At 64.6% G+C, this 17,380-nt stretch carries 19 protein-coding genes; 10 read left to right on the top strand and 9 right to left on the bottom strand.

Annotated elements, in window-relative coordinates; translation table 11 throughout:
- Positions 1-4: 4 nt before the first annotated feature.
- Positions 5-646 carry a hypothetical protein gene (locus ACVWZ5_RS05380; protein WP_062572364.1) on the bottom strand — a complete coding sequence of 214 codons (642 nt, stop codon included), beginning with the start codon at positions 644-646 and terminating at the stop codon, positions 5-7.
- A gap of 381 nt (positions 647-1,027) precedes the next feature.
- On the opposite strand from ACVWZ5_RS05380, the gene coxB reads away from it, so the two are divergent.
- From coxB to ACVWZ5_RS05360, 4 genes are read left to right on the top strand one after another with little or no spacing between them, the layout of a single operon-like run.
- Positions 1,028-2,155, top strand: coding sequence for a cytochrome c oxidase subunit II (gene coxB, locus ACVWZ5_RS05375; RefSeq protein WP_028688695.1), 1,128 nt, complete (start codon positions 1,028-1,030; stop codon positions 2,153-2,155).
- A 31-nt stretch (positions 2,156-2,186) separates the two neighbouring features.
- Entirely contained in the window at positions 2,187-3,776 is a 1,590-nt protein-coding gene (gene ctaD, locus ACVWZ5_RS05370) for a cytochrome c oxidase subunit I (protein ID WP_023628965.1), read from the top strand.
- Positions 3,777-3,786: 10 nt separating this feature from the next.
- The gene (locus ACVWZ5_RS05365; RefSeq protein WP_028688694.1) at positions 3,787-4,344 is read left to right on the top strand and encodes a cytochrome c oxidase assembly protein; all 558 of its coding nucleotides are present in this window, start codon (positions 3,787-3,789) and stop codon (positions 4,342-4,344) included.
- Between the two features lie 16 nt (positions 4,345-4,360).
- Positions 4,361-5,248, top strand: coding sequence for a cytochrome c oxidase subunit 3 (locus ACVWZ5_RS05360; RefSeq protein ID WP_062572366.1), 888 nt, complete (start codon positions 4,361-4,363; stop codon positions 5,246-5,248).
- 33 nt (positions 5,249-5,281) lie between these two features.
- Here the strand turns inward: ACVWZ5_RS05360 and ACVWZ5_RS05355 are convergent, their stop codons facing one another.
- Entirely contained in the window at positions 5,282-5,485 is a 204-nt protein-coding gene (locus tag ACVWZ5_RS05355; protein WP_028688692.1) for a twin transmembrane helix small protein, read from the bottom strand.
- Positions 5,486-5,548: 63 nt separating this feature from the next.
- Here ACVWZ5_RS05355 and ACVWZ5_RS05350 point away from each other — a divergent pair, with 63 nt between their 5' ends.
- From ACVWZ5_RS05350 to ACVWZ5_RS05330, 5 genes are read left to right on the top strand one after another with little or no spacing between them, the layout of a single operon-like run.
- Positions 5,549-6,292 (top strand): SURF1 family protein, encoded by a 744-nt coding sequence (locus ACVWZ5_RS05350; protein ID WP_062572367.1) that lies wholly within the window; start codon positions 5,549-5,551, stop codon positions 6,290-6,292.
- Complete coding sequence (locus ACVWZ5_RS05345; RefSeq protein WP_028688690.1) at positions 6,258-6,836, top strand: hypothetical protein; 579 nt, start codon at positions 6,258-6,260, stop codon at positions 6,834-6,836. The genes ACVWZ5_RS05350 and ACVWZ5_RS05345 overlap by 35 nt, the downstream gene beginning before the upstream one ends.
- Positions 6,837-6,845: 9 nt before the next feature.
- On the top strand, positions 6,846-7,919 hold the full coding sequence (locus ACVWZ5_RS05340; RefSeq protein WP_028688689.1) for a COX15/CtaA family protein: 1,074 nt from the start codon (positions 6,846-6,848) through the stop codon (positions 7,917-7,919).
- Positions 7,904-8,803, top strand: coding sequence for a heme o synthase (gene cyoE / locus ACVWZ5_RS05335; protein ID WP_457340454.1), 900 nt, complete (start codon positions 7,904-7,906; stop codon positions 8,801-8,803). The genes ACVWZ5_RS05340 and cyoE overlap by 16 nt, the downstream gene beginning before the upstream one ends.
- The gene (locus ACVWZ5_RS05330) at positions 8,800-9,432 is read left to right on the top strand and encodes an SCO family protein (protein WP_084940961.1); all 633 of its coding nucleotides are present in this window, start codon (positions 8,800-8,802) and stop codon (positions 9,430-9,432) included. The genes cyoE and ACVWZ5_RS05330 overlap by 4 nt, the downstream gene beginning before the upstream one ends.
- Positions 9,433-9,519: 87 nt before the next feature.
- On the opposite strand, the gene ACVWZ5_RS05325 is transcribed toward ACVWZ5_RS05330, so the two are convergent.
- The 3 genes from ACVWZ5_RS05325 to ACVWZ5_RS05315 form a co-directional block, all read right to left on the bottom strand.
- Positions 9,520-10,290 (bottom strand): MetQ/NlpA family ABC transporter substrate-binding protein, encoded by a 771-nt coding sequence (locus ACVWZ5_RS05325; protein ID WP_084940964.1) that lies wholly within the window; start codon positions 10,288-10,290, stop codon positions 9,520-9,522.
- Positions 10,291-10,354: 64 nt separating this feature from the next.
- Positions 10,355-11,026: a methionine ABC transporter permease gene (locus tag ACVWZ5_RS05320; protein WP_028688685.1), complete on the bottom strand. Its 672-nt coding sequence runs from the start codon at positions 11,024-11,026 to the stop codon at positions 10,355-10,357.
- A complete protein-coding gene (locus ACVWZ5_RS05315; protein WP_028688684.1) occupies positions 11,026-12,033 on the bottom strand; it encodes a methionine ABC transporter ATP-binding protein in 1,008 nt (335 codons plus the stop codon). The genes ACVWZ5_RS05320 and ACVWZ5_RS05315 overlap by 1 nt, the downstream gene beginning before the upstream one ends.
- A 223-nt stretch (positions 12,034-12,256) precedes the next feature.
- On the opposite strand from ACVWZ5_RS05315, the gene katE reads away from it, so the two are divergent.
- The gene (gene katE / locus ACVWZ5_RS05310) at positions 12,257-14,401 is read left to right on the top strand and encodes a catalase HPII (protein WP_301140123.1); all 2,145 of its coding nucleotides are present in this window, start codon (positions 12,257-12,259) and stop codon (positions 14,399-14,401) included.
- Positions 14,402-14,506: 105 nt separating this feature from the next.
- On the opposite strand, the gene ACVWZ5_RS05305 is transcribed toward katE, so the two are convergent.
- The 4 genes from ACVWZ5_RS05305 to zur all read right to left on the bottom strand — a co-directional run bounded on the left by ACVWZ5_RS05305 (position 14,507) and on the right by zur (position 17,374).
- Positions 14,507-15,214 carry a PA5502 family lipoprotein gene (locus ACVWZ5_RS05305; protein ID WP_084940970.1) on the bottom strand — a complete coding sequence of 236 codons (708 nt, stop codon included), beginning with the start codon at positions 15,212-15,214 and terminating at the stop codon, positions 14,507-14,509.
- Between the two features lie 129 nt (positions 15,215-15,343).
- Positions 15,344-16,126, bottom strand: coding sequence for a zinc ABC transporter permease subunit ZnuB (gene znuB / locus ACVWZ5_RS05300; protein ID WP_028688681.1), 783 nt, complete (start codon positions 16,124-16,126; stop codon positions 15,344-15,346).
- Positions 16,119-16,892 (bottom strand): zinc ABC transporter ATP-binding protein ZnuC, encoded by a 774-nt coding sequence (znuC, locus tag ACVWZ5_RS05295; protein ID WP_457340453.1) that lies wholly within the window; start codon positions 16,890-16,892, stop codon positions 16,119-16,121. The genes znuB and znuC overlap by 8 nt, the downstream gene beginning before the upstream one ends.
- Positions 16,889-17,374, bottom strand: coding sequence for a zinc uptake transcriptional repressor Zur (zur, locus tag ACVWZ5_RS05290; protein WP_028688679.1), 486 nt, complete (start codon positions 17,372-17,374; stop codon positions 16,889-16,891). The genes znuC and zur overlap by 4 nt, the downstream gene beginning before the upstream one ends.
- Positions 17,375-17,380 lie beyond the last annotated feature (6 nt).

Here is a 17,380-nt window from a genome sequence, read left to right as displayed (position 1 = left end):
TTACTCAGGCCGATTGGCCCAGCTCGACCCCGAGCTGGCGCGAAAGGCACGGCCAGCGTTTCCACGCAGCGCCAGTTGCCGGGCTCGACAGCTTGTCGCGGTAGACCTCCACCGACTCCACGGCAAAGCTCTCGTCATCAAGCATCTCATCCACCGAATGGTGCACCACCTCATCCAGCTGGTTGGCAAATATCTCGCCGATCAGCTGATGGGCGATCAGGTTGGCGACCGTGGTATCCACCGGAATCAGCGGTTGCTGGAAATGGCGGATATACAGGTCGTTGACCTCCTCGACCAGGCGATGCGCCAGGTAGGCCTCGTCCAGCAGGCAGTCCAGCCCGACCTGCCCCGCCATCACGCTCGGCGGCTGCAGGAAGTAGGCCTCGGCAATCTTCAGTACCGGTTTGATCTGCGTCTCGATGCCGGCTTCGAGCGCCACGTCGTGCGCGGCTTCGAGCAGTTTCGGAACCTCGTTGATGTAGGCGCCGACAAAGCGCGCCAAGGTACCCTGGGCATCCTGCTGGGGTAGTTGGATCGATGGATGCAGGTGTGGCAGTTGCAGTTGGAGGCGGGCTTTCAGTTGGCCTGTACGGCTCTCATGTTGATGGGCATTTTCGATCTGCTCGCGTACAGCAGCGATGTTCATGACAACTCCAGGGACATGGGGTTACAAACGGAAGACACTAAGTTAGCTTGCTTACGAGAATAGCTAAGACGCATTTGTTATATCTCGCACGTGCGTGTAGGAAATTGGCTATATCAAAGTGCCATTATCGTGTCTCGGCCCAGTATTCATGAGGCTTTCAGCGCAAACGTTTGGTTGAGAGAAGATCATTTCAAGTGCTGCGTTGCGCACCATTGGTCGGTGTCTATACTCCGGGTGAAACGTGATTCGTTGATGAGGCCCGACTGCCTTAAGCAGGGGGCTCGGTCGTCGAAGCCAGGCAGTCTTGGCCACCGTTCCCCCCTTTGTCGTAGCAGGTCGTCCACGCCTCCGGGACTACAAGAACGATAAGGGGAACCCGCAATGATGCGACATCCACATGTCTGGATGGGCCTGTTGCTGTGGTCGTTGTTCGGTCAGGCACAGGCAGCATGGACGGTGAACATGGCGCCTGGGGCGACGGAAGTCTCCCATGCAGTGTTCGACCTGCACATGACCATCTTCTGGATCTGCGTGATCATCGGCATCGTGGTGTTCGGCGCGATGTTCTGGTCGATGGTCATCCACCGCCGCTCGACCGGGCAGCAGGCCGCGCACTTCCATGAGCACACCTGGGTCGAGATCCTCTGGACGGTGGTTCCCTTCCTGATCCTGGTGGCCATGGCCATTCCGGCCACCAAGACCCTGATCGACATCTACGACGCCAGCGACTCGGATATCGACATCCAGGTCACCGGCTACCAGTGGAAGTGGCACTACAAGTACCTGGGCCAGGACGTCGAGTTCTTCAGCAACCTGGCCACCCCCGCCGAGCAGATCCACAACAAATCGCCGAAGGATGAGCACTACCTGCTCGAGGTCGACCAGCCGCTGGTGCTGCCGGTGGGCGCCAAGGTGCGCTTTTTGGTGACCGCCGCCGACGTCATTCACTCCTGGTGGGTGCCGGCCTTCGCGGTCAAGCGCGACGCCATTCCCGGTTTCGTCAACGAGGCCTGGACCCGGGTCGAGAAGCCGGGCATCTACCGTGGCCAGTGCACCGAGCTGTGCGGCAAGGACCACGGCTTCATGCCGGTGGTGGTCGAGGTGAAGTCCAAGGCCGACTACGACACCTGGCTTGGCGAGCGCAAGGCCGAGGCGGCCAAGCTCAAGGAGCTGACCAGCAAGGACTGGACCCTCGAAGAGCTGGTGGCCCGCGGCGACAAGGTCTACCACACCACCTGCGTGGCCTGTCACCAGGCCGAAGGCCAGGGCCTGCCGCCGATGTTCCCGGCGCTCAAGGGCTCGAAGATCGCCACCGGGCCCAAGGAAGCCCACCTGGGGATCGTCTTCCACGGCAAGCCCGGCACCGCCATGGCGGCGTTCGGCAAGCAACTCTCGGAAGTCGATATCGCCGCCGTGGTCACCTACGAACGCAACGCCTGGGGCAACAACAAGGGCGACATGGTCACGCCGAAGGACGTGCTGGCGCTCAAGCAGGCGGAAAGCAAATGAACCGGTGCCTTAGGGTTGCAGGAGACAGGACATGAGTGCAGTGATCGACGACCACGCCCACGGTCATGAACACGCCCACGGCCCGGCCAAAGGCCTGATGCGCTGGGTGCTGACCACCAACCACAAGGACATCGGCACGATGTACCTGTGGTTCGCCTTCACCATGTTCCTGCTCGGCGGCTCGTTCGCCATGGTGATCCGCGCCGAGCTGTTCCAGCCCGGCCTGCAGATCGTGGAGCCGGCGTTCTTCAACCAGATGACCACCATGCACGGGCTGATCATGGTGTTCGGCGCGGTGATGCCGGCCTTCGTCGGCCTGGCCAACTGGATGATCCCGCTGATGATCGGCGCGCCGGACATGGCCCTGCCGCGGATGAACAACTTCAGCTTCTGGCTGCTGCCGGCGGCGTTCCTGCTGCTGGTCTCGACCCTTTTCAGCCCCGGTGGCGGGCCGAACTTCGGCTGGACCTTCTACGCCCCGCTGTCGACCACCTACGCCCCGGCGAGCGTGACCTTCTTCATCTTCGCCATCCACCTGATGGGCATCAGCTCGATCATGGGCGCGATCAACGTGATCGCCACCATCCTCAACCTGCGCGCCCCGGGCATGACCCTGATGAAGATGCCGCTGTTCGTCTGGACCTGGCTGATCACCGCGTTCCTGCTGATCGCGGTGATGCCGGTGCTGGCCGGCGTGGTGACCATGATGCTGATGGACATTCACTTCGGCACCAGCTTCTTCAGCGCCGCCGGCGGTGGCGACCCGGTCTTGTTCCAGCACGTGTTCTGGTTCTTCGGCCACCCCGAGGTGTACATCATGATCCTGCCGGCCTTCGGCGCGGTCAGCTCGATCATCCCGGCGTTCTCGCGCAAGCCGCTGTTCGGCTACACCTCGATGGTCTACGCCACCGGGGCCATCGCCTTCTTGTCGTTCATCGTCTGGGCCCACCACATGTTCGTGGTCGGCATCCCGGTGGTAGGCGAGCTGTTCTTCATGTATGCGACCATGCTGATCGCCGTGCCCACCGGGGTGAAGGTGTTCAACTGGGTCAGCACCATGTGGGAAGGCTCGCTGACCTTCGAGACACCGATGCTGTTCGCCATCGCCTTCGTCATCCTGTTCACCATCGGTGGCTTCTCCGGCCTGATGCTGGCCATTGCGCCGGCGGACTTCCAGTACCACGACACCTACTTCGTGGTCGCCCACTTCCACTACGTACTGGTGCCCGGGGCGATCTTCGGCATCTTTGCCTCGGCCTACTACTGGCTGCCGAAGTGGACCGGCCACATGTATGACGAAACCCTCGGCAAATTGCACTTCTGGCTGTCGTTCGTTGGCATGAACCTGGCCTTCTTCCCCATGCACTTCGTCGGCCTGGCTGGCATGCCACGCCGGATCCCGGACTACAACCTGCAGTTCGCCGACTTCAACATGGTCTCGTCGATCGGCGCGTTCATGTTCGGCGCCACGCAGATCTTCTTCCTGTTCATCGTCATCAAGTGCATCCGCGGTGGCGCGCCGGCACCGGCCAAGCCCTGGGATGGCGCCGAGGGCCTGGAGTGGTCGATTCCTTCGCCGGCGCCCTACCACACCTTCCAGACCCCGCCGGAAGTGAAGTAGGAGCCTGCCCATGGACGGCCTGTCGCTCAAACGCCTGGTCAGCCGCCTGCTGATGCTGACCGTGGTGATGTTCGCCTTCGGCTTCGCCCTGGTGCCGATCTACGATGTGATGTGCAAGGCTTTCGGCATCAACGGCAAGACCGGCGGGCAGTACGCGGGCACCCAGGTGAGCGACCCGTCGCGTTCGGTGCGGGTGCAGTTCATGTCCACCAACGCCGGCGACATGAGCTGGGAATTTCATTCCACCGCCGACCAGATCGAGGTCAACCCGGGGGCGGTGAACCAGATGATCTTCATCGCCCGCAACCCGACCAACCAGCCGATGAGCGCCCAGGCCATCCCCAGCATCACCCCGGCCGAGGCTGCGGCGTACTTCCACAAGACCGAGTGCTTCTGCTTCACCCAGCAGGTGCTGCAGCCGGGCGAGCGCATCGAAATGCCGGTGCGCTTCATCGTCGACCGCGACCTGCCGGAGTCGGTGAAGCACCTGACCCTGGCCTACACCCTGTTCGACATCACCGCTCGCCACCCGCCGGTCGCCCATGTCGCGACCGAGGCCGCCCGTTGAGGGAAGGAGATCAAGCATGGCAAGCCACGAGCACTACTACGTCCCGGCGCAGAGCAAGTGGCCGATCATCGCCACGATCGGCATGTTCATCACCGTGTTCGGCCTGGGCACCTGGTTCAACGACCTCAAGGCCGGCCACCCGGAGTCCCACGGGCCGCTTATCTTCTTCATCGGGGCGCTGTTCCTGGCGTACATGCTGTTCGGCTGGTTCGGCGCGGTGGTCAAGGAGAGCCATGCCGGCCTGTACAGCGCGCAGATGGACCGCTCGTTCCGCTGGGGCATGAGCTGGTTCATCTTCTCCGAGGTGATGTTCTTCCTGGCCTTCTTCGGCGCGCTGTTCTACGTGCGGGTGCTGGCCGGGCCGTGGCTGGGGGGCGATGGAGCCAAGGGCGTGGCGCACATGCTCTGGCCCAACTTCGAGTTCGTCTGGCCGCTGCTGCACACGCCGGACCCGAAACTGTTCCCGCCACCGAAGGAAGTCATCGACCCGTGGCACCTGCCACTGATCAACACCATTCTGCTGGTTAGCTCCAGTGTGACCGTGACCATCGCCCACCATGCCCTGCGCAAAGGCCATCGTGGCCCGCTGAAACTGTGGTTGGGGCTGACCATCCTGCTGGGGCTGGGGTTCCTTGCGCTGCAGGCCTACGAGTACCACGAGGCCTATAACAAGCTGGGGCTGACCTTGGGGTCGGGGATCTATGGCGCGACGTTCTTCATGCTCACCGGCTTTCACGGCGCGCACGTGACGCTGGGGACATTGATCCTGTTCGTGATGTTCTGCCGGGTGATGCGCGGGCACTTCGAGCCGGACAAGCACTTCGGTTTCGAGGCGGCGAGCTGGTACTGGCACTTCGTGGATGTGGTGTGGGTGGGGTTGTTCATATTCGTGTATGTGCTTTGAAGGGCGGCGCGCTCCTACAGGGATCGAGGTAATTCAGAACGGCGCGTGGGAGACCAACTGCCCGCTGATAAAGCCCCAGGCCACCAGCGCGATGGTCAGGGTGGCGAGGGCGACACGCACGGTAAGGGCCTTGAGCAGGCGGGTCGACTGGTCGTCGTCCTTGACCAGGAACACCAGGCCACTGAACAGGCTGGCGATGGTGGCCAGCAGCATCAGGACAATCGCGGCCTTGAGCATGGCGTAACTCCAGGGGGATGCGGTGATGAGTACAAGTATAGCGCTCGACCTGGCGAGGCCCTGGTGAAGCCGTTTCGCCCCGGCCTGTTGCCGACCCTGGTGGTGCTCGCGCTGCTGCCGGGCCTGATCGCGCTCGGCTGCTGGCAACTGCGCCGCGCCGATGAGAAGCGCGACCTGCTCGCCGCGTACACCGAGCGCCAGATCGAGGCGCCGGTCGCTGTCGATCAACTGCGCCAGCTGCCGGATCCGGCGTTCTATCCCGTGCATTTGTATGGCCGCTTCGACGCCACCCACAGCCTGCTGCTGGACAACCAGATGCGCGACGGCAAGGCCGGCGTCGAGCTGCTGCAACCTTTCCACGACCAGGCCAGCGGGCTGTGGCTGCTGGTCAATCGCGGCTGGCTGCCCTGGCCCGACCGTCGGGTGCCGGTGCGTTTCGACACCCCGGACCAGGCCCTGGCGCTGGACACCACGGTATACGTGGCGCCGGGCAAGACCTTCCAACTGCACCCGGACAATCCGGATGGCCGCTGGCCGCAACTGCTGACGGCCATCGACCCGGCCGGGCTGTGGCAGCAGCTGGGCCGCGAAGGCTTCGCCCAGGAACTGCGCCTGCAGCCCGGTCCGGCCGCCTACCGCCTGGACTGGCCGGTGGTCGCCATGGGGCCGGAAAAGCACCAGGGCTATGCCGTGCAGTGGTTCGCCCTGGCCACCACGCTGGTGCTGCTCTACCTGTACTTCGGCTGGCATCACAACGACAAGGAGAACCGCCATGGCCGCCGCCACGAGTCCACTGGACGCGCCTGACCACCGCAAGCCCCGGGGGCGTCTGCAACTGTTGCTGATCCTGTTCGTCGTGCTCGGGCCGATGATCCTTGCCACCTTCATGTACAAGCTCAAGTTCTGGGTGCCGGAGGGGCGCAGCTATCACGGCGTGATGATCGGCAATGGCGAGGGCCGCGCGGACATCGGCATCGATGCCCAGGACGAGCGCTGGCAGCTGCTGGTCAGCGCCCCCGAGGCCTGCGCCGAGGAGTGCCGGCAACTGGTGTACCTGGCCCGGCAGATCCAGGTCGGCCTGGGTCGCGACGCCAGCCGCGCCAGCCATGCCCTGGCGGCGGCCCAACCGCTGGCCGCCGACTACCAGGCCCTGCTGGGCCGCGAATACCCGCAGTTGCGGCGCTACCCGCTGGATGTTCAGCGTTATGTCCAGAAGGTCGGCGAAGTGGGCCCGCAGCTGTGGATCGTCGACCCCCACGGCAACCTGGTGCTGCGCTACGACGCCAAGGTCAACGGCAAGCATGTGCTGGACGACCTGCGTCACCTGCTCAAGCTGTCCAACATCGGCTAGGAGGCCGCCATGGCCAGACCCGGATTCCGTCTCGCTGTGTTCGCCACCCTGCTGGCGCTGCTGGTGGTGCTGCTCGGCGCCTATACCCGGCTGACCCATGCCGGCCTGGGCTGCCCCGACTGGCCGGGGTGCTATGGCTTCATCAGCGTGCCCAAGACCGATGCCCAGCTGGCCCATGCCGAGCTGCACTTCCCCGAGCACCCGGTGGAAGAAGCCAAGGGCTGGGCCGAGATGGTCCATCGCTATTTCGCCGGCACCCTGGCGCTGGTGATCGCCCTGCTCGCCTTCCAGGCCGTGCGCCGGCATGCCCGCGACGGCCAGCCCTACCGCCTGCCGGTGTTGCTGCTGGGCGTGGTGCTGGCCCAGGCGGCGTTCGGCATGTGGACGGTTACCTTGAAGCTTTGGCCCCAGGTAGTCACCGCGCACCTGCTCGGCGGATTCACCACCGTGAGCCTGCTTTTCCTGCTTTCCCTGCGTCTATCCCGGGCCTTTGCGCCATTGCCGAAACTGCCGCTGAGCCTGCGCCGCATCGCCGCGCTGGCGCTGCTGGTGGTCATCGGCCAGATCGCCCTGGGGGGCTGGGTCAGCGCCAACTACGCCGCCGTTGCCTGCATCGACCTGCCCACCTGCCATGGCCAGTGGTGGCCTGCGGCCGACTTCAGCAACGGCTTCCACCTGACCCAGCACGTCGGGCCCAATTACCTCGGTGGGCAACTGGACAGTGACGCGCGCACCGCGATTCATATCAGCCATCGCCTGGGCGCGCTGCTGGTCATGCTGGTGTTGCTGACCCTGAGCTGGAAGCTGCACCGCCACGGCCTGGGTGGCCTGGCTCGCCTGGTGTTGCTGGCGCTGGCGCTGCAACTGGGCCTGGGCATCAGCAACGTGCTGTTCCACCTGCCCCTGGGCGTGGCTGTCGCGCACAACGCTGGTGGCGCCTTGCTGCTGATGTGCATGGTACTGGTCAACTACCGCATCCGCGTGGTCGACAAGGTCCGTGTGGGCCACGGCTGGCGCCTGACGCCGGTGACCGGCGTGCACCTTTCCCATCAAATGAGGAACGATTCGTGGCGACGCTTCTGAGCACGGAACGCCAGCGCGCCGGATGGCGCGACTACATGGAGCTGACCAAGCCGAGGGTGGTGGTGCTGATGCTGATCACCTCGCTGGTGGGGATGTTTCTTGCCACCCGCGCGGGGGTGGCCTGGAGCGTCCTGCTGTTCGGCAACCTGGGGATCGGCTTGTGCGCGGGGGCTGCGGCGGCGGTCAACCACGTGGTCGACCGCCGCGTCGATGCACTGATGGCCCGCACCCACAAGCGCCCGCTGGCCCAGGGCCGGGTCGCGCCCTTGCCGGCCTTGCTGTTCGCCTTGCTGTTGGCCTTGGCGGGGATGGCCCTGCTGCTGGCCTTCACCAACCCCCTCACCGCCTGGCTCACCCTGGCTTCGCTGCTCGGTTACGCGGTGCTCTATACCGGCTTTCTCAAGCGTGCCACGCCGCAGAACATCGTGATCGGTGGCCTGGCCGGAGCGGCTCCGCCGTTGCTGGGCTGGGTGGCGGTCAGCGGGCACCTGGGCGCCGAACCACTGCTGCTGGTGCTGATCATCTTCGCCTGGACGCCACCGCACTTCTGGGCCCTGGCGATTCATCGCAAGGAGGAGTACGCAAAAGCTGATATTCCCATGCTCCCCGTTACCCACGGCGAGCGCTACACGGCCCTGCACATCCTGCTCTACACCTTGATATTGCTGGCGGTGAGCCTGTTGCCCTATGCCATCCACATGAGCGGACCGTTGTACCTGGCCTGTGCCATGGTCCTGGGCTTGCGCTTCCTGCACTGGGCCTGGGTGTTGTACCGTGGCACCCGGCCGCACGCGGCGATCAAGACGTTCAAGTACTCTATCGGCTACCTGTTCGCCTTGTTCATCGCGTTGCTCGTAGACCACTACCTGTTGCTGAACCTATGACCCGAACCCAGAAAACCGTCTTCATCCTCGTTGCCCTGGTCGCGCTGATCATGGGCCTGACCGTCAACAAGGTGCTCAACGACCGTGGTCAGTTGAACCCCACCGAGCTGATCGATGCCGGCATCATCCTGCTGCCGCAGAGCCGCACCGTGCCGGATGTCACCATGACCGACCAGAACGGCCAGCCGCTGGTGCTTGACCAGCTCAAGGGCAAGTGGTCGTTGCTGTTCTTCGGCTATACCTACTGCCCGGACATCTGCCCGACCACCCTGGCCCAGCTGCGCCAGGTGAAGAGCGAGTTGCCCAAGGAGGCGCTGGAGCGTCTGCAGGTGGTGCTGGTGAGCGTCGACCCGAACCGCGACACGCCGAACCAGCTCAAACAGTACCTGGGCTACTTCGACAAGGATTTCGTCGGGGTGGCGGGGTCGACCGAGGACACCCAGAAGCTGGCCAATGCCTTGAGCATTCCGTTCATCCCGGCCGATACCAGCAAGCCGGGCTACACCGTGGATCACAGCGGCAACCTGGCGGTGGTCGGGCCGGACGGGCGCCAGCGCGGGTTCATCCGTGCGCCGTTCAACAACCAGAAGCTGGTGGCGCAGTTGCCGGGTCTGGTCAAGCGCGATTGATCGGGGCTAGAAAACATCGCGGGGCAAGCCCACTCCCACGTGATAGTCGTGGGAGCGGGCTTGCCCCGCAATTGTTTCAGGCGTTGATCAGAACGCCGGCACCACGGCGCCCTTGTACTTCTCGGTGATGAACTGCTTCACCTCAGGCGAGTGCAGGGCCTGTACCAGCTTCTTCACCGCGTCCGCGTCCTTGTTGTCCTCGCGGGTCACCAGGATGTTCACGTACGGAGAGTCCTTGCCTTCGATGGCCAGGGCGTCTTTTTCCGGGTTGAGCTTGGCTTCCAGCGCGTAGTTGGTGTTGATCAGGGCGGCATCGACCTGGGTCAGCACACGCGGGATGGTCGCGGCTTCCAGCTCCCGGAACTTCAGGTTTTTCGGGTTCTCGGCGATGTCCTTGATGGTCGACAGGATGTTCGTGTTGTCCTTGAGCTTGATCACCCCTGCCTTGTCCAGCAGCAGCAGGGCGCGGCCGCCATTGGTGGCGTCGTTGGGGATGACCACCGCAGCGCCGGATGGCAGCTCGTCGAGCTTCTTGACCTTGCTCGAATACACACCCAGTGGCTCGATGTGCACGCCGGCAACACTTACCAGGTGAGTGCCCTTGGCCTTGTTGAACTCATCCAGGTACGGCTGGTGCTGGAAGAAGTTGGCGTCCAGGCGCTTTTCCGCGACCTGCACGTTCGGCTGGATGTAGTCGGTGAATTCCTTGACCTTCAGCTCCACGCCTTCTTTGGCCAGCTGTGGCTGGATGAACTTGAGGATCTCGGCGTGCGGCACCGGGGTGGCGGCGACGGTCAGGGTCTCGGCGTGGGCCGAGAAGGCCGCGACGGCGGCGACAACAGCAAGCAGCTTCTTCATTGATCACTCCTTGTGAGGGCCGCGACGGCCCCCGAACGGGTCGGCCGGGCCGACCCCATTGGGGTTACTTACGGGAAAAATGCACGACCAGCTTGTCGCCGATCATCTGTAGCACCTGGACCAGGATCACCAGCAGTACCACGGTGACGATCATCACGTCGGTCTGGAAGCGCTGGTAGCCGAAGCGGATCGACAGGTCGCCCAGGCCACCGGCACCCACCACGCCGGCCATGGCGGTGTAGGACACCAGGGTGATGGCCGTTACGGTGATAGCGGCGATGATGCCCGGCATGGCTTCAGGGAGCACTGCCTTGAAGATGATCTGGCGGGTGGTGGCGCCCATCGATTGGGTGGCCTCGATGATGCCGCGATCCACTTCACGCAGGGCCGTCTCGACCAGGCGTGCGAAGAACGGCGTCGTGCCGACCACCAGCGGCGGAATCGCGCCCGCGACACCCAGCGAGGTACCGGTGATCAGTACCGTGATCGGGATCATCACGATCAGCAGGATGATGAACGGCACCGAGCGCACGATGTTGACGATGGTCGCCAGCACTGCGTAGATCTTCTTGTGCTCGAACATCTGCCGAGGGCTGAACAGGAACAGCACGACGCCCAGCGGCAGGCCGAGCAGGATGATGAAGGCCAGTGAGATGAACAGCATGACCATGGTGTCGTTGGTCGCTTGCCAGATCTCGACCCAGTCGACGTTGGCGAAATAGCTGAGGATGTCCATCAGCGCAGTACCTCCATATGTACATCAGCTGCAGTGAAGCGGGCGAATGCCGCGTCCATGTCTCCGCCGATCAAGGCGAGGGTCAGCTGGCCATAGGGAATGTCCTTGATGCGGTCGATGCGTCCGGCCAGGATGCTGTAGTCGACACCGGTTTCGCGGGCCACGGTGCCCAGCAGCGGCGCGTAGGTGGCGCAACCCTGGAACGTCAGGCGCACGATACGGCCCGGCACATGGGCGAAGTCGTCGCGTTGCTCGTTCTCGTCGATCTGCTCGTCCTCCTGGACGAAACGCCGGGTGGTGGCGTGCTGCGGGTGCAGGAACACTTCAGCCACCGGGCCTTGCTCGACGATCTGCCCGGCGTCCATCACCGCCACGCGGTCGCAGACCCGGCGGATCACGTCCATCTCGTGGGTGATCAGTACGATGGTCAGTTTCAGCTCGCGGTTGATCTCGGCCAGCAGTTGCAGCACCGAGGCGGTGGTCTGCGGGTCGAGGGCGCTGGTGGCCTCGTCGCACAGCAGGATCTTCGGGTTGGTGGACAGGGCGCGGGCGATGCCGACGCGTTGTTTCTGCCCGCCCGACAGCTGCGCCGGGTACTTCTTCGCATGCTCGGACAGGCCGACACGGGCCAGCAGTTCGGTGACGCGCTTGTCGATCTCGCCACGCGACAGCTCGCCGGCCAGCACCAGCGGCAGGGCGACGTTGTCGGCGACGGTCTTGGACGCCAGCAGATTGAAATGCTGGAAGATCATACCGACCTGCTGGCGGAAGCGGCGCAGCTGGTTGGCGTCGAAGGCGGTGACGTCCTCGCCGTCGACCACGATCTTGCCGCCGGACGGCTCCTCGAGGCGGTTGATCAGACGCAGCATGGTGCTCTTGCCGGCACCGGAGTGGCCGATCAGGCCGAACACCTGGCCATCTTCGATGGTCAGGCTGGTCGGATTCAGGGCCGGAATATCCCTACCGGCGACGCGGTAGGTCTTGTGGACATTTTGAAACTCGATCACTGAGCGAACCTTGTGGGGCGCATGGAATTTGGGTCAGCGGTTAGCCGGGGTCGCGCATTTTAGCCTTTTCCCCTGCCTGTTCTTAGCATTAATTTCGCAATGCTCCAATCCAATCGGCATATCGCGACGGTCGGCAATCCGATTGAACGCATCCGACGGCGGCCCAGTCACTAATTGAACAAGCCCGAACGGGCAGCCTGATGACTGATGAGGAGAGCCGAAGATGCCCAGCAAGACGCCCCAGGCGCCACAGCCCAGCCCTGTCGCCGGCACCGACACCCCGGACAAGGCCAACACCAACGCCAAGCTGCAGAGCCTGGAGGCGTTTCGCAGCGACGCCAGCGGCCAGGCGCTGCGCACCAACCAGGGGGTGAAGGTCGCCGACAACCAGAACAGCCTCAAGGCCGGCGTCCGCGGGCCTTCGCTGCTCGAAGACTTCATCATGCGCGAGAAGATCACCCACTTCGATCATGAGCGCATACCCGAGCGTATCGTCCATGCCCGCGGGACCGGCGCCCATGGATACTTCCAAAGCTACGGCTGCCATGCCGAACTGACCAAGGCCGGTTTCCTGCAAGATCCCGAGAAAATAACCCCGGTGTTTGTACGCTTTTCCACCGTGCAGGGCCCACGTGGCTCGGGTGACACGGTGCGAGACGTGCGTGGCTTTGCGGTGAAGTTCTACACCGATGAGGGCAATTTCGATCTGGTCGGCAACAACATGCCGGTGTTCTTCATCCAGGACGCGATCAAGTTTCCCGACTTCGTCCACGCGGTCAAACCCGAACCGCACAACGAGATACCCACCGGTGGCTCTGCCCACGATACCTTCTGGGACTTCGTATCGCTGGTGCCGGAATCCGCGCACATGGTCATGTGGGCCATGTCCGACCGCGCCATCCCGCGTAGCCTGCGGATGATGGAAGGCTTTGGCGTGCATACCTTCCGGTTGATCAATGCCCAAGGCGTGGCCAGCTTCGTCAAGTTCCACTGGAAGCCGCGCCAGGGCGTGCACTCGGTGCTGTGGGACGAAGCCCAGAAGCTTGCAGGCAAGGACACCGACTACCACCGCCGCGACCTGTGGGAGGCCATCGAGACCGGCCATTATCCGGAGTGGGAGCTGGGCGTGCAGATCGTCCCTGAGGCCGATGAGCACAAGTTCGACTTCGACCTGCTCGACCCGACCAAGCTCATCCCCGAGGAGCTGGTGCCGGTGACCCCGCTGGGCAAGATGGTGCTCGACCGCAACCCGGACAACTTCTTCGCCGAAGTGGAGCAGATCGCCTTCTGCCCGGGGCATATCGTGCCGGGCATCGATTTCAGCAATGATCCCTTGCTGCAGGGCCGGTTGTTCTCGTACACCGACACCCAGATAAGCCGCCTGGGCGGACCGAACTTCCACGAGATCCCGATCAACCGCCCTGTCGCGCCCAATCACAGCAGCCAGCGCGATGCCATGCACCGCATGACCATCGACAAGGGGCGGGCCTCCTACGAGCCCAACTCGATCGATGGCGGCTGGCCGAAGGAAACGCCGCCCGCCGCGCAGGATGGCGGTTTCGAGAGTTACCAGGAACGTATCGATGCGAACAAGATCCGCCAGCGCAGCGAGTCGTTCGGCGACCATTTCTCCCAGGCGCGGCTGTTCTTCCAGAGCATGAGCCCCACCGAGCAGCAGCACATCATCAAGGCCTACAGCTTTGAACTGGGCAAGGTCGAGCGCGAGGCGATCCGGGCGCGGGAGGTGAACGAAATCCTGGCCAACATCGATCTCAAGTTGGCGGCAGCGGTGGCCGCCAACCTCGGGCTGCCGACGCCGAAGGCCGGCACGGTCAAGGTCAAGGGCGGCAAGCCGGCGCAGTCAAAGGCCTTGAGCCAGATGAACCACCCCGGGGATATCGGCATCAGTGGGCGCAAGATCGCCATCCTGGTGGCTGATGGCGTGGATGACGCGAGTGTCGACAAGGTGGTCAAGGCGCTGCAGGCGCAACGTGCGCGCCCCATGCTGCTGGGGCCGACGTCGGCACCGGTGAAGACTGCCGGTGGCATGCAGCTGCCGGTGGATGCGTCGATGGAAGGGATGCCGTCGGTGATGTTCGACGGCGTGTGGGTGCCGGCCGGCAAGGCTTCGCTGGAGGCGCTGGAAAACAGCGGCGTGGCCAAGCATTTCCTGCTTGAGGCCTACAAGCATCTCAAGCCCATGGGCGTAGCCAGTGAGGGCAAGCTACTGCTGAACAAGCTGGGGCTCAAGGAAGATACGGGGCTGTTGCTGGGCGATGATCAGAAGGCGCTTGAGGCCTTCTTCAAGGCAGTCGAGGGACACCGGGTGTGGGCGCGGGAGGCGGCTGCCGAAGCGATACCAGCCTAACAGTGCATCGCGGGGCCAGTCGGATCGCCGCACCGCCGCTCCCACTAAGCCAGGTAAGGGCTGGCGGGAGCGGCGGTGCGGCGATCCGACTGGCCCCGCGATTGTTCACTGCTGATGAGGGATCAGCACCACCTGCGCCGGCATCGAGCGCTGGATCTCATGCTTTTGCTCAAGCTCGAAACCACTGTCGAGCTTGCGCACGCGCTTCTCCAGCAGGGTCTTTAGCCACGGCGCGTCCTGGGTCCGCGGCACCTGGAACACCACCTCGCACTGGTAATTCACTACATCGGCGGCAATGTCATCCAACTGGCGGCGCATCGCCCGACCGTCGGTGGTCTTCAACGCCACCACGGTGCTGGGCGCGGTCGGGTCGATGACCCGGGCCCTGGGCTTGGACTCGGCCGCCTTCAGCGCTGCCTCGGCCTTTTCCAGCTCGGCCTTGCGCGCCTGGGCCATGGCATCGCCGCCGGTCAGGGCCGGTGCCTGGGGCATCAGCGCCCGGGCGCGGGCCAGCGCGGTGGCGGCGGCATTCACATCGCCCTTTTGCAGGACGATGCGGCTGCGTTGCAGGTAGGCCTCGGCCAGCTGGCGTTGGTGCGGCTCGAGGCGCGCATCGCCCGGCGCCTGGGCCTGCAGCGCGGCCAGCTGGTCCTCGGCGGTGGCCAGTTCGTTGCTGGCGATGCTTTGTTCCAGCTGCTGCCAGGCATCCGGCTGGGCAGGCGCGACCGGCTGCTCGGCCGGCTTGCTGGAGCAGGCGGCCAGGAACAGGGAAAACGCGGCAACAAGCAGATAACGTGAGGCGAACGGCTTCATTCCTGCGACTCTCTATTTGCGCAAAAAGCGAGCAAGTCTACACCCAGGTGCGCACGCTCGAAAACTGGTCTTGTCAGACCTGCAAGCGATGAAAAGGTTGCAGGGCGCGTCAGCAGGCGCCCTGGAATCTCAGCGTTTCGGCAACGCCAGGCTCAGCAAGAATAGCACCGCCGCACAGACCACGATCGAAGGCCCAGCCGGGGTGTCCTTGAACCAGGACAGCGCCAGGCCGCCGCAGACCGCGGTAACCCCCAGCAGGCTGGCGCCCACGGCCATCTGCTCCGGCGAGCGGGCGTGACGCTGTGCCGCGGCGGCCGGGATGATCAGCAGCGAGGTGATCAGCAGCACGCCCACGATCTTCATCGCCACCGCGATCACCACGGCGATCAGCAGCATCAGCGCCAGGCGCAGGCCGGCCACCGGCAGGCCCTCGACCATCGCCAGCTCCTCGTGCACGGTGACCGCCAGCAGCGGCCGCCAGAACATCGCCAGCAGCACCAGCACCAGCGCGCTGCCGCCGAGTATCCAGGCCAGGTCGGTGGGGCTGATCGCCAGCAGGTCGCCGAACAGGTAGGCCATCAGGTCGATGCGCACATCGTGCATGAAGCTCAGCACCACCAGGCCCAGCGACAGGGTGCTGGGCGCGAGGATCCCGAGCAGGGTGTCCGAGGCCAGTGGCTGGCGCTGTTGCAGGGTCACCAGCAGGATCGCCAGCAACAGGCAGCCGACGGTCACCGCCAGCGCCGGGCTGACGTCCAGGGCGAAGCCCAGCGCCACGCCGAGCAGCGCGGCGTGGGACAGGGTGTCGCCGAAGTAGGCCATGCGCCGCCAGACCACGAAGGAGCCCAGCGGGCCGGCGACGAGCGCCAGCGACAGGCCGGCAAGCAGGGCGTAGAGAAGAAAATCAGCCATGCTTGCAGTGTTCTCCGTGGACATGGGCGCCGGGGGCGATCACCGAGCCGTGCAGGTCGTGGCTGTGATCGTGATGGTGGTGGTAGATGGCCAGGCTCGGCGCGTTCTGGCCGAACAGCTCGACGAAGGCCGGATCGTTGCTGACCTGCTCCGGGTGGCCCGAGCAGCACACATGGCGGTTGAGGCAGACCACCTGGTCGGTGGCGCTCATTACCAGGTGCAGGTCGTGGGAGACCATCAGCACGCCGCAGCCATGGCGGTCGCGCAGGCGGGTGATCAGGTTGTACAGCTCGGTCTGGCCGACCACGTCGACGCCCTGCACCGGTTCGTCCAGTACCAGCAGTTCGGGTTCGCGCAGCAGGGCGCGGGCCAGCAGCACGCGCTGCATTTCGCCGCCGGAGATGGTCTGGATCGGGCTGTCGATCACCTGCTCGGCGCCGACTTCCTGCAGCGCCGCCAAGGCTGCCGCGCGGTCTACCCCGGGCACCAGGCGCAGGAAGCGCAGCACCGACAGCGGCAGCGTGGCGTCTACCTGGATCTTCTGCGGCATGTAGCCGATACGCAGTTTCGGCTTGCGCCACACCTTGCCGCGGTGCGGCTTGAGCAGGCCGAGCACGGCGCGCACCAGGGTGGTCTTGCCGGCGCCGTTGGGGCCGATCAGGGTGACGATCTGCCCGGGCGCGACGGCCAGGTCGATGCTGTCGAGCACCGCCTCGCCGCCGAAGCTGACGCCGACCTGCGCAAGGCGGATCAGGGCGTCGCTCATGCCTTGCCCCGGCAGTTGCCGCACAGGCCGACCACTTCGACCGTCTGCGTCTCGACGGCGAAGCCCACGGCCTTGGCGCTGCTGACGATGGCGTCGCTGATGCTGTTCTGCTCGAGCTCGATGGCCACATGGCAGGCGCGGCAGATCAGGAACTGGCCCTGGTGCGCATGCTCGGGGTGGCTGCAGCCGATGAAGGCGTTGAGCGAGGCGATGCGGTGCACCAGGCCGTTCTCCAGCAGGAAGTCCAGCGCCCGGTAGACGGTGGGCGGCGCGGCGCGGCGGCCGTCCTGCTCGCTGAGCACGGCGAGGATGTCGTAGGCGCCCAGCGGCTTGTGGCTCTGCCACACCAGCTCCAGCACGCGGCGGCGCAGGGCGGTCAGGCGCAGGCCCTGACGGTTGCACAGCGCGTCGGCCTCGGCCAGCGCACTGTGGACGCAGTGGGAATGATCGTGGGGACGGTGGGCCAGCGGCGTGATGGACATGGGCAG

Source organism: Pseudomonas sp. TE6283 (genome assembly GCF_054060555.1).
Note: the sequence above shows the minus strand (reverse complement) of the source record. Positions and strands in the feature narration are given on the sequence as shown.

Coding starts and splice junctions, on each gene's coding strand:
- ACVWZ5_RS05380 (WP_062572364.1), bottom strand. CDS start 646: ATGAACATCGCTGCTGTACGCGAGCAGATCGAAAATGCCCATCAACAT.
- coxB (WP_028688695.1), top strand. CDS start 1,028: ATGATGCGACATCCACATGTCTGGATGGGCCTGTTGCTGTGGTCGTTG.
- ctaD (WP_023628965.1), top strand. CDS start 2,187: ATGAGTGCAGTGATCGACGACCACGCCCACGGTCATGAACACGCCCAC.
- ACVWZ5_RS05365 (WP_028688694.1), top strand. CDS start 3,787: ATGGACGGCCTGTCGCTCAAACGCCTGGTCAGCCGCCTGCTGATGCTG.
- ACVWZ5_RS05360 (WP_062572366.1), top strand. CDS start 4,361: ATGGCAAGCCACGAGCACTACTACGTCCCGGCGCAGAGCAAGTGGCCG.
- ACVWZ5_RS05355 (WP_028688692.1), bottom strand. CDS start 5,485: ATGCTCAAGGCCGCGATTGTCCTGATGCTGCTGGCCACCATCGCCAGC.
- ACVWZ5_RS05345 (WP_028688690.1), top strand. CDS start 6,258: ATGGCCGCCGCCACGAGTCCACTGGACGCGCCTGACCACCGCAAGCCC.
- ACVWZ5_RS05340 (WP_028688689.1), top strand. CDS start 6,846: ATGGCCAGACCCGGATTCCGTCTCGCTGTGTTCGCCACCCTGCTGGCG.
- ACVWZ5_RS05330 (WP_084940961.1), top strand. CDS start 8,800: ATGACCCGAACCCAGAAAACCGTCTTCATCCTCGTTGCCCTGGTCGCG.
- ACVWZ5_RS05325 (WP_084940964.1), bottom strand. CDS start 10,290: ATGAAGAAGCTGCTTGCTGTTGTCGCCGCCGTCGCGGCCTTCTCGGCC.
- ACVWZ5_RS05320 (WP_028688685.1), bottom strand. CDS start 11,026: ATGGACATCCTCAGCTATTTCGCCAACGTCGACTGGGTCGAGATCTGG.
- katE (WP_301140123.1), top strand. CDS start 12,257: ATGCCCAGCAAGACGCCCCAGGCGCCACAGCCCAGCCCTGTCGCCGGC.
- ACVWZ5_RS05305 (WP_084940970.1), bottom strand. CDS start 15,214: ATGAAGCCGTTCGCCTCACGTTATCTGCTTGTTGCCGCGTTTTCCCTG.
- znuB (WP_028688681.1), bottom strand. CDS start 16,126: ATGGCTGATTTTCTTCTCTACGCCCTGCTTGCCGGCCTGTCGCTGGCG.
- znuC (WP_457340453.1), bottom strand. CDS start 16,892: ATGAGCGACGCCCTGATCCGCCTTGCGCAGGTCGGCGTCAGCTTCGGC.
- zur (WP_028688679.1), bottom strand. CDS start 17,374: ATGTCCATCACGCCGCTGGCCCACCGTCCCCACGATCATTCCCACTGC.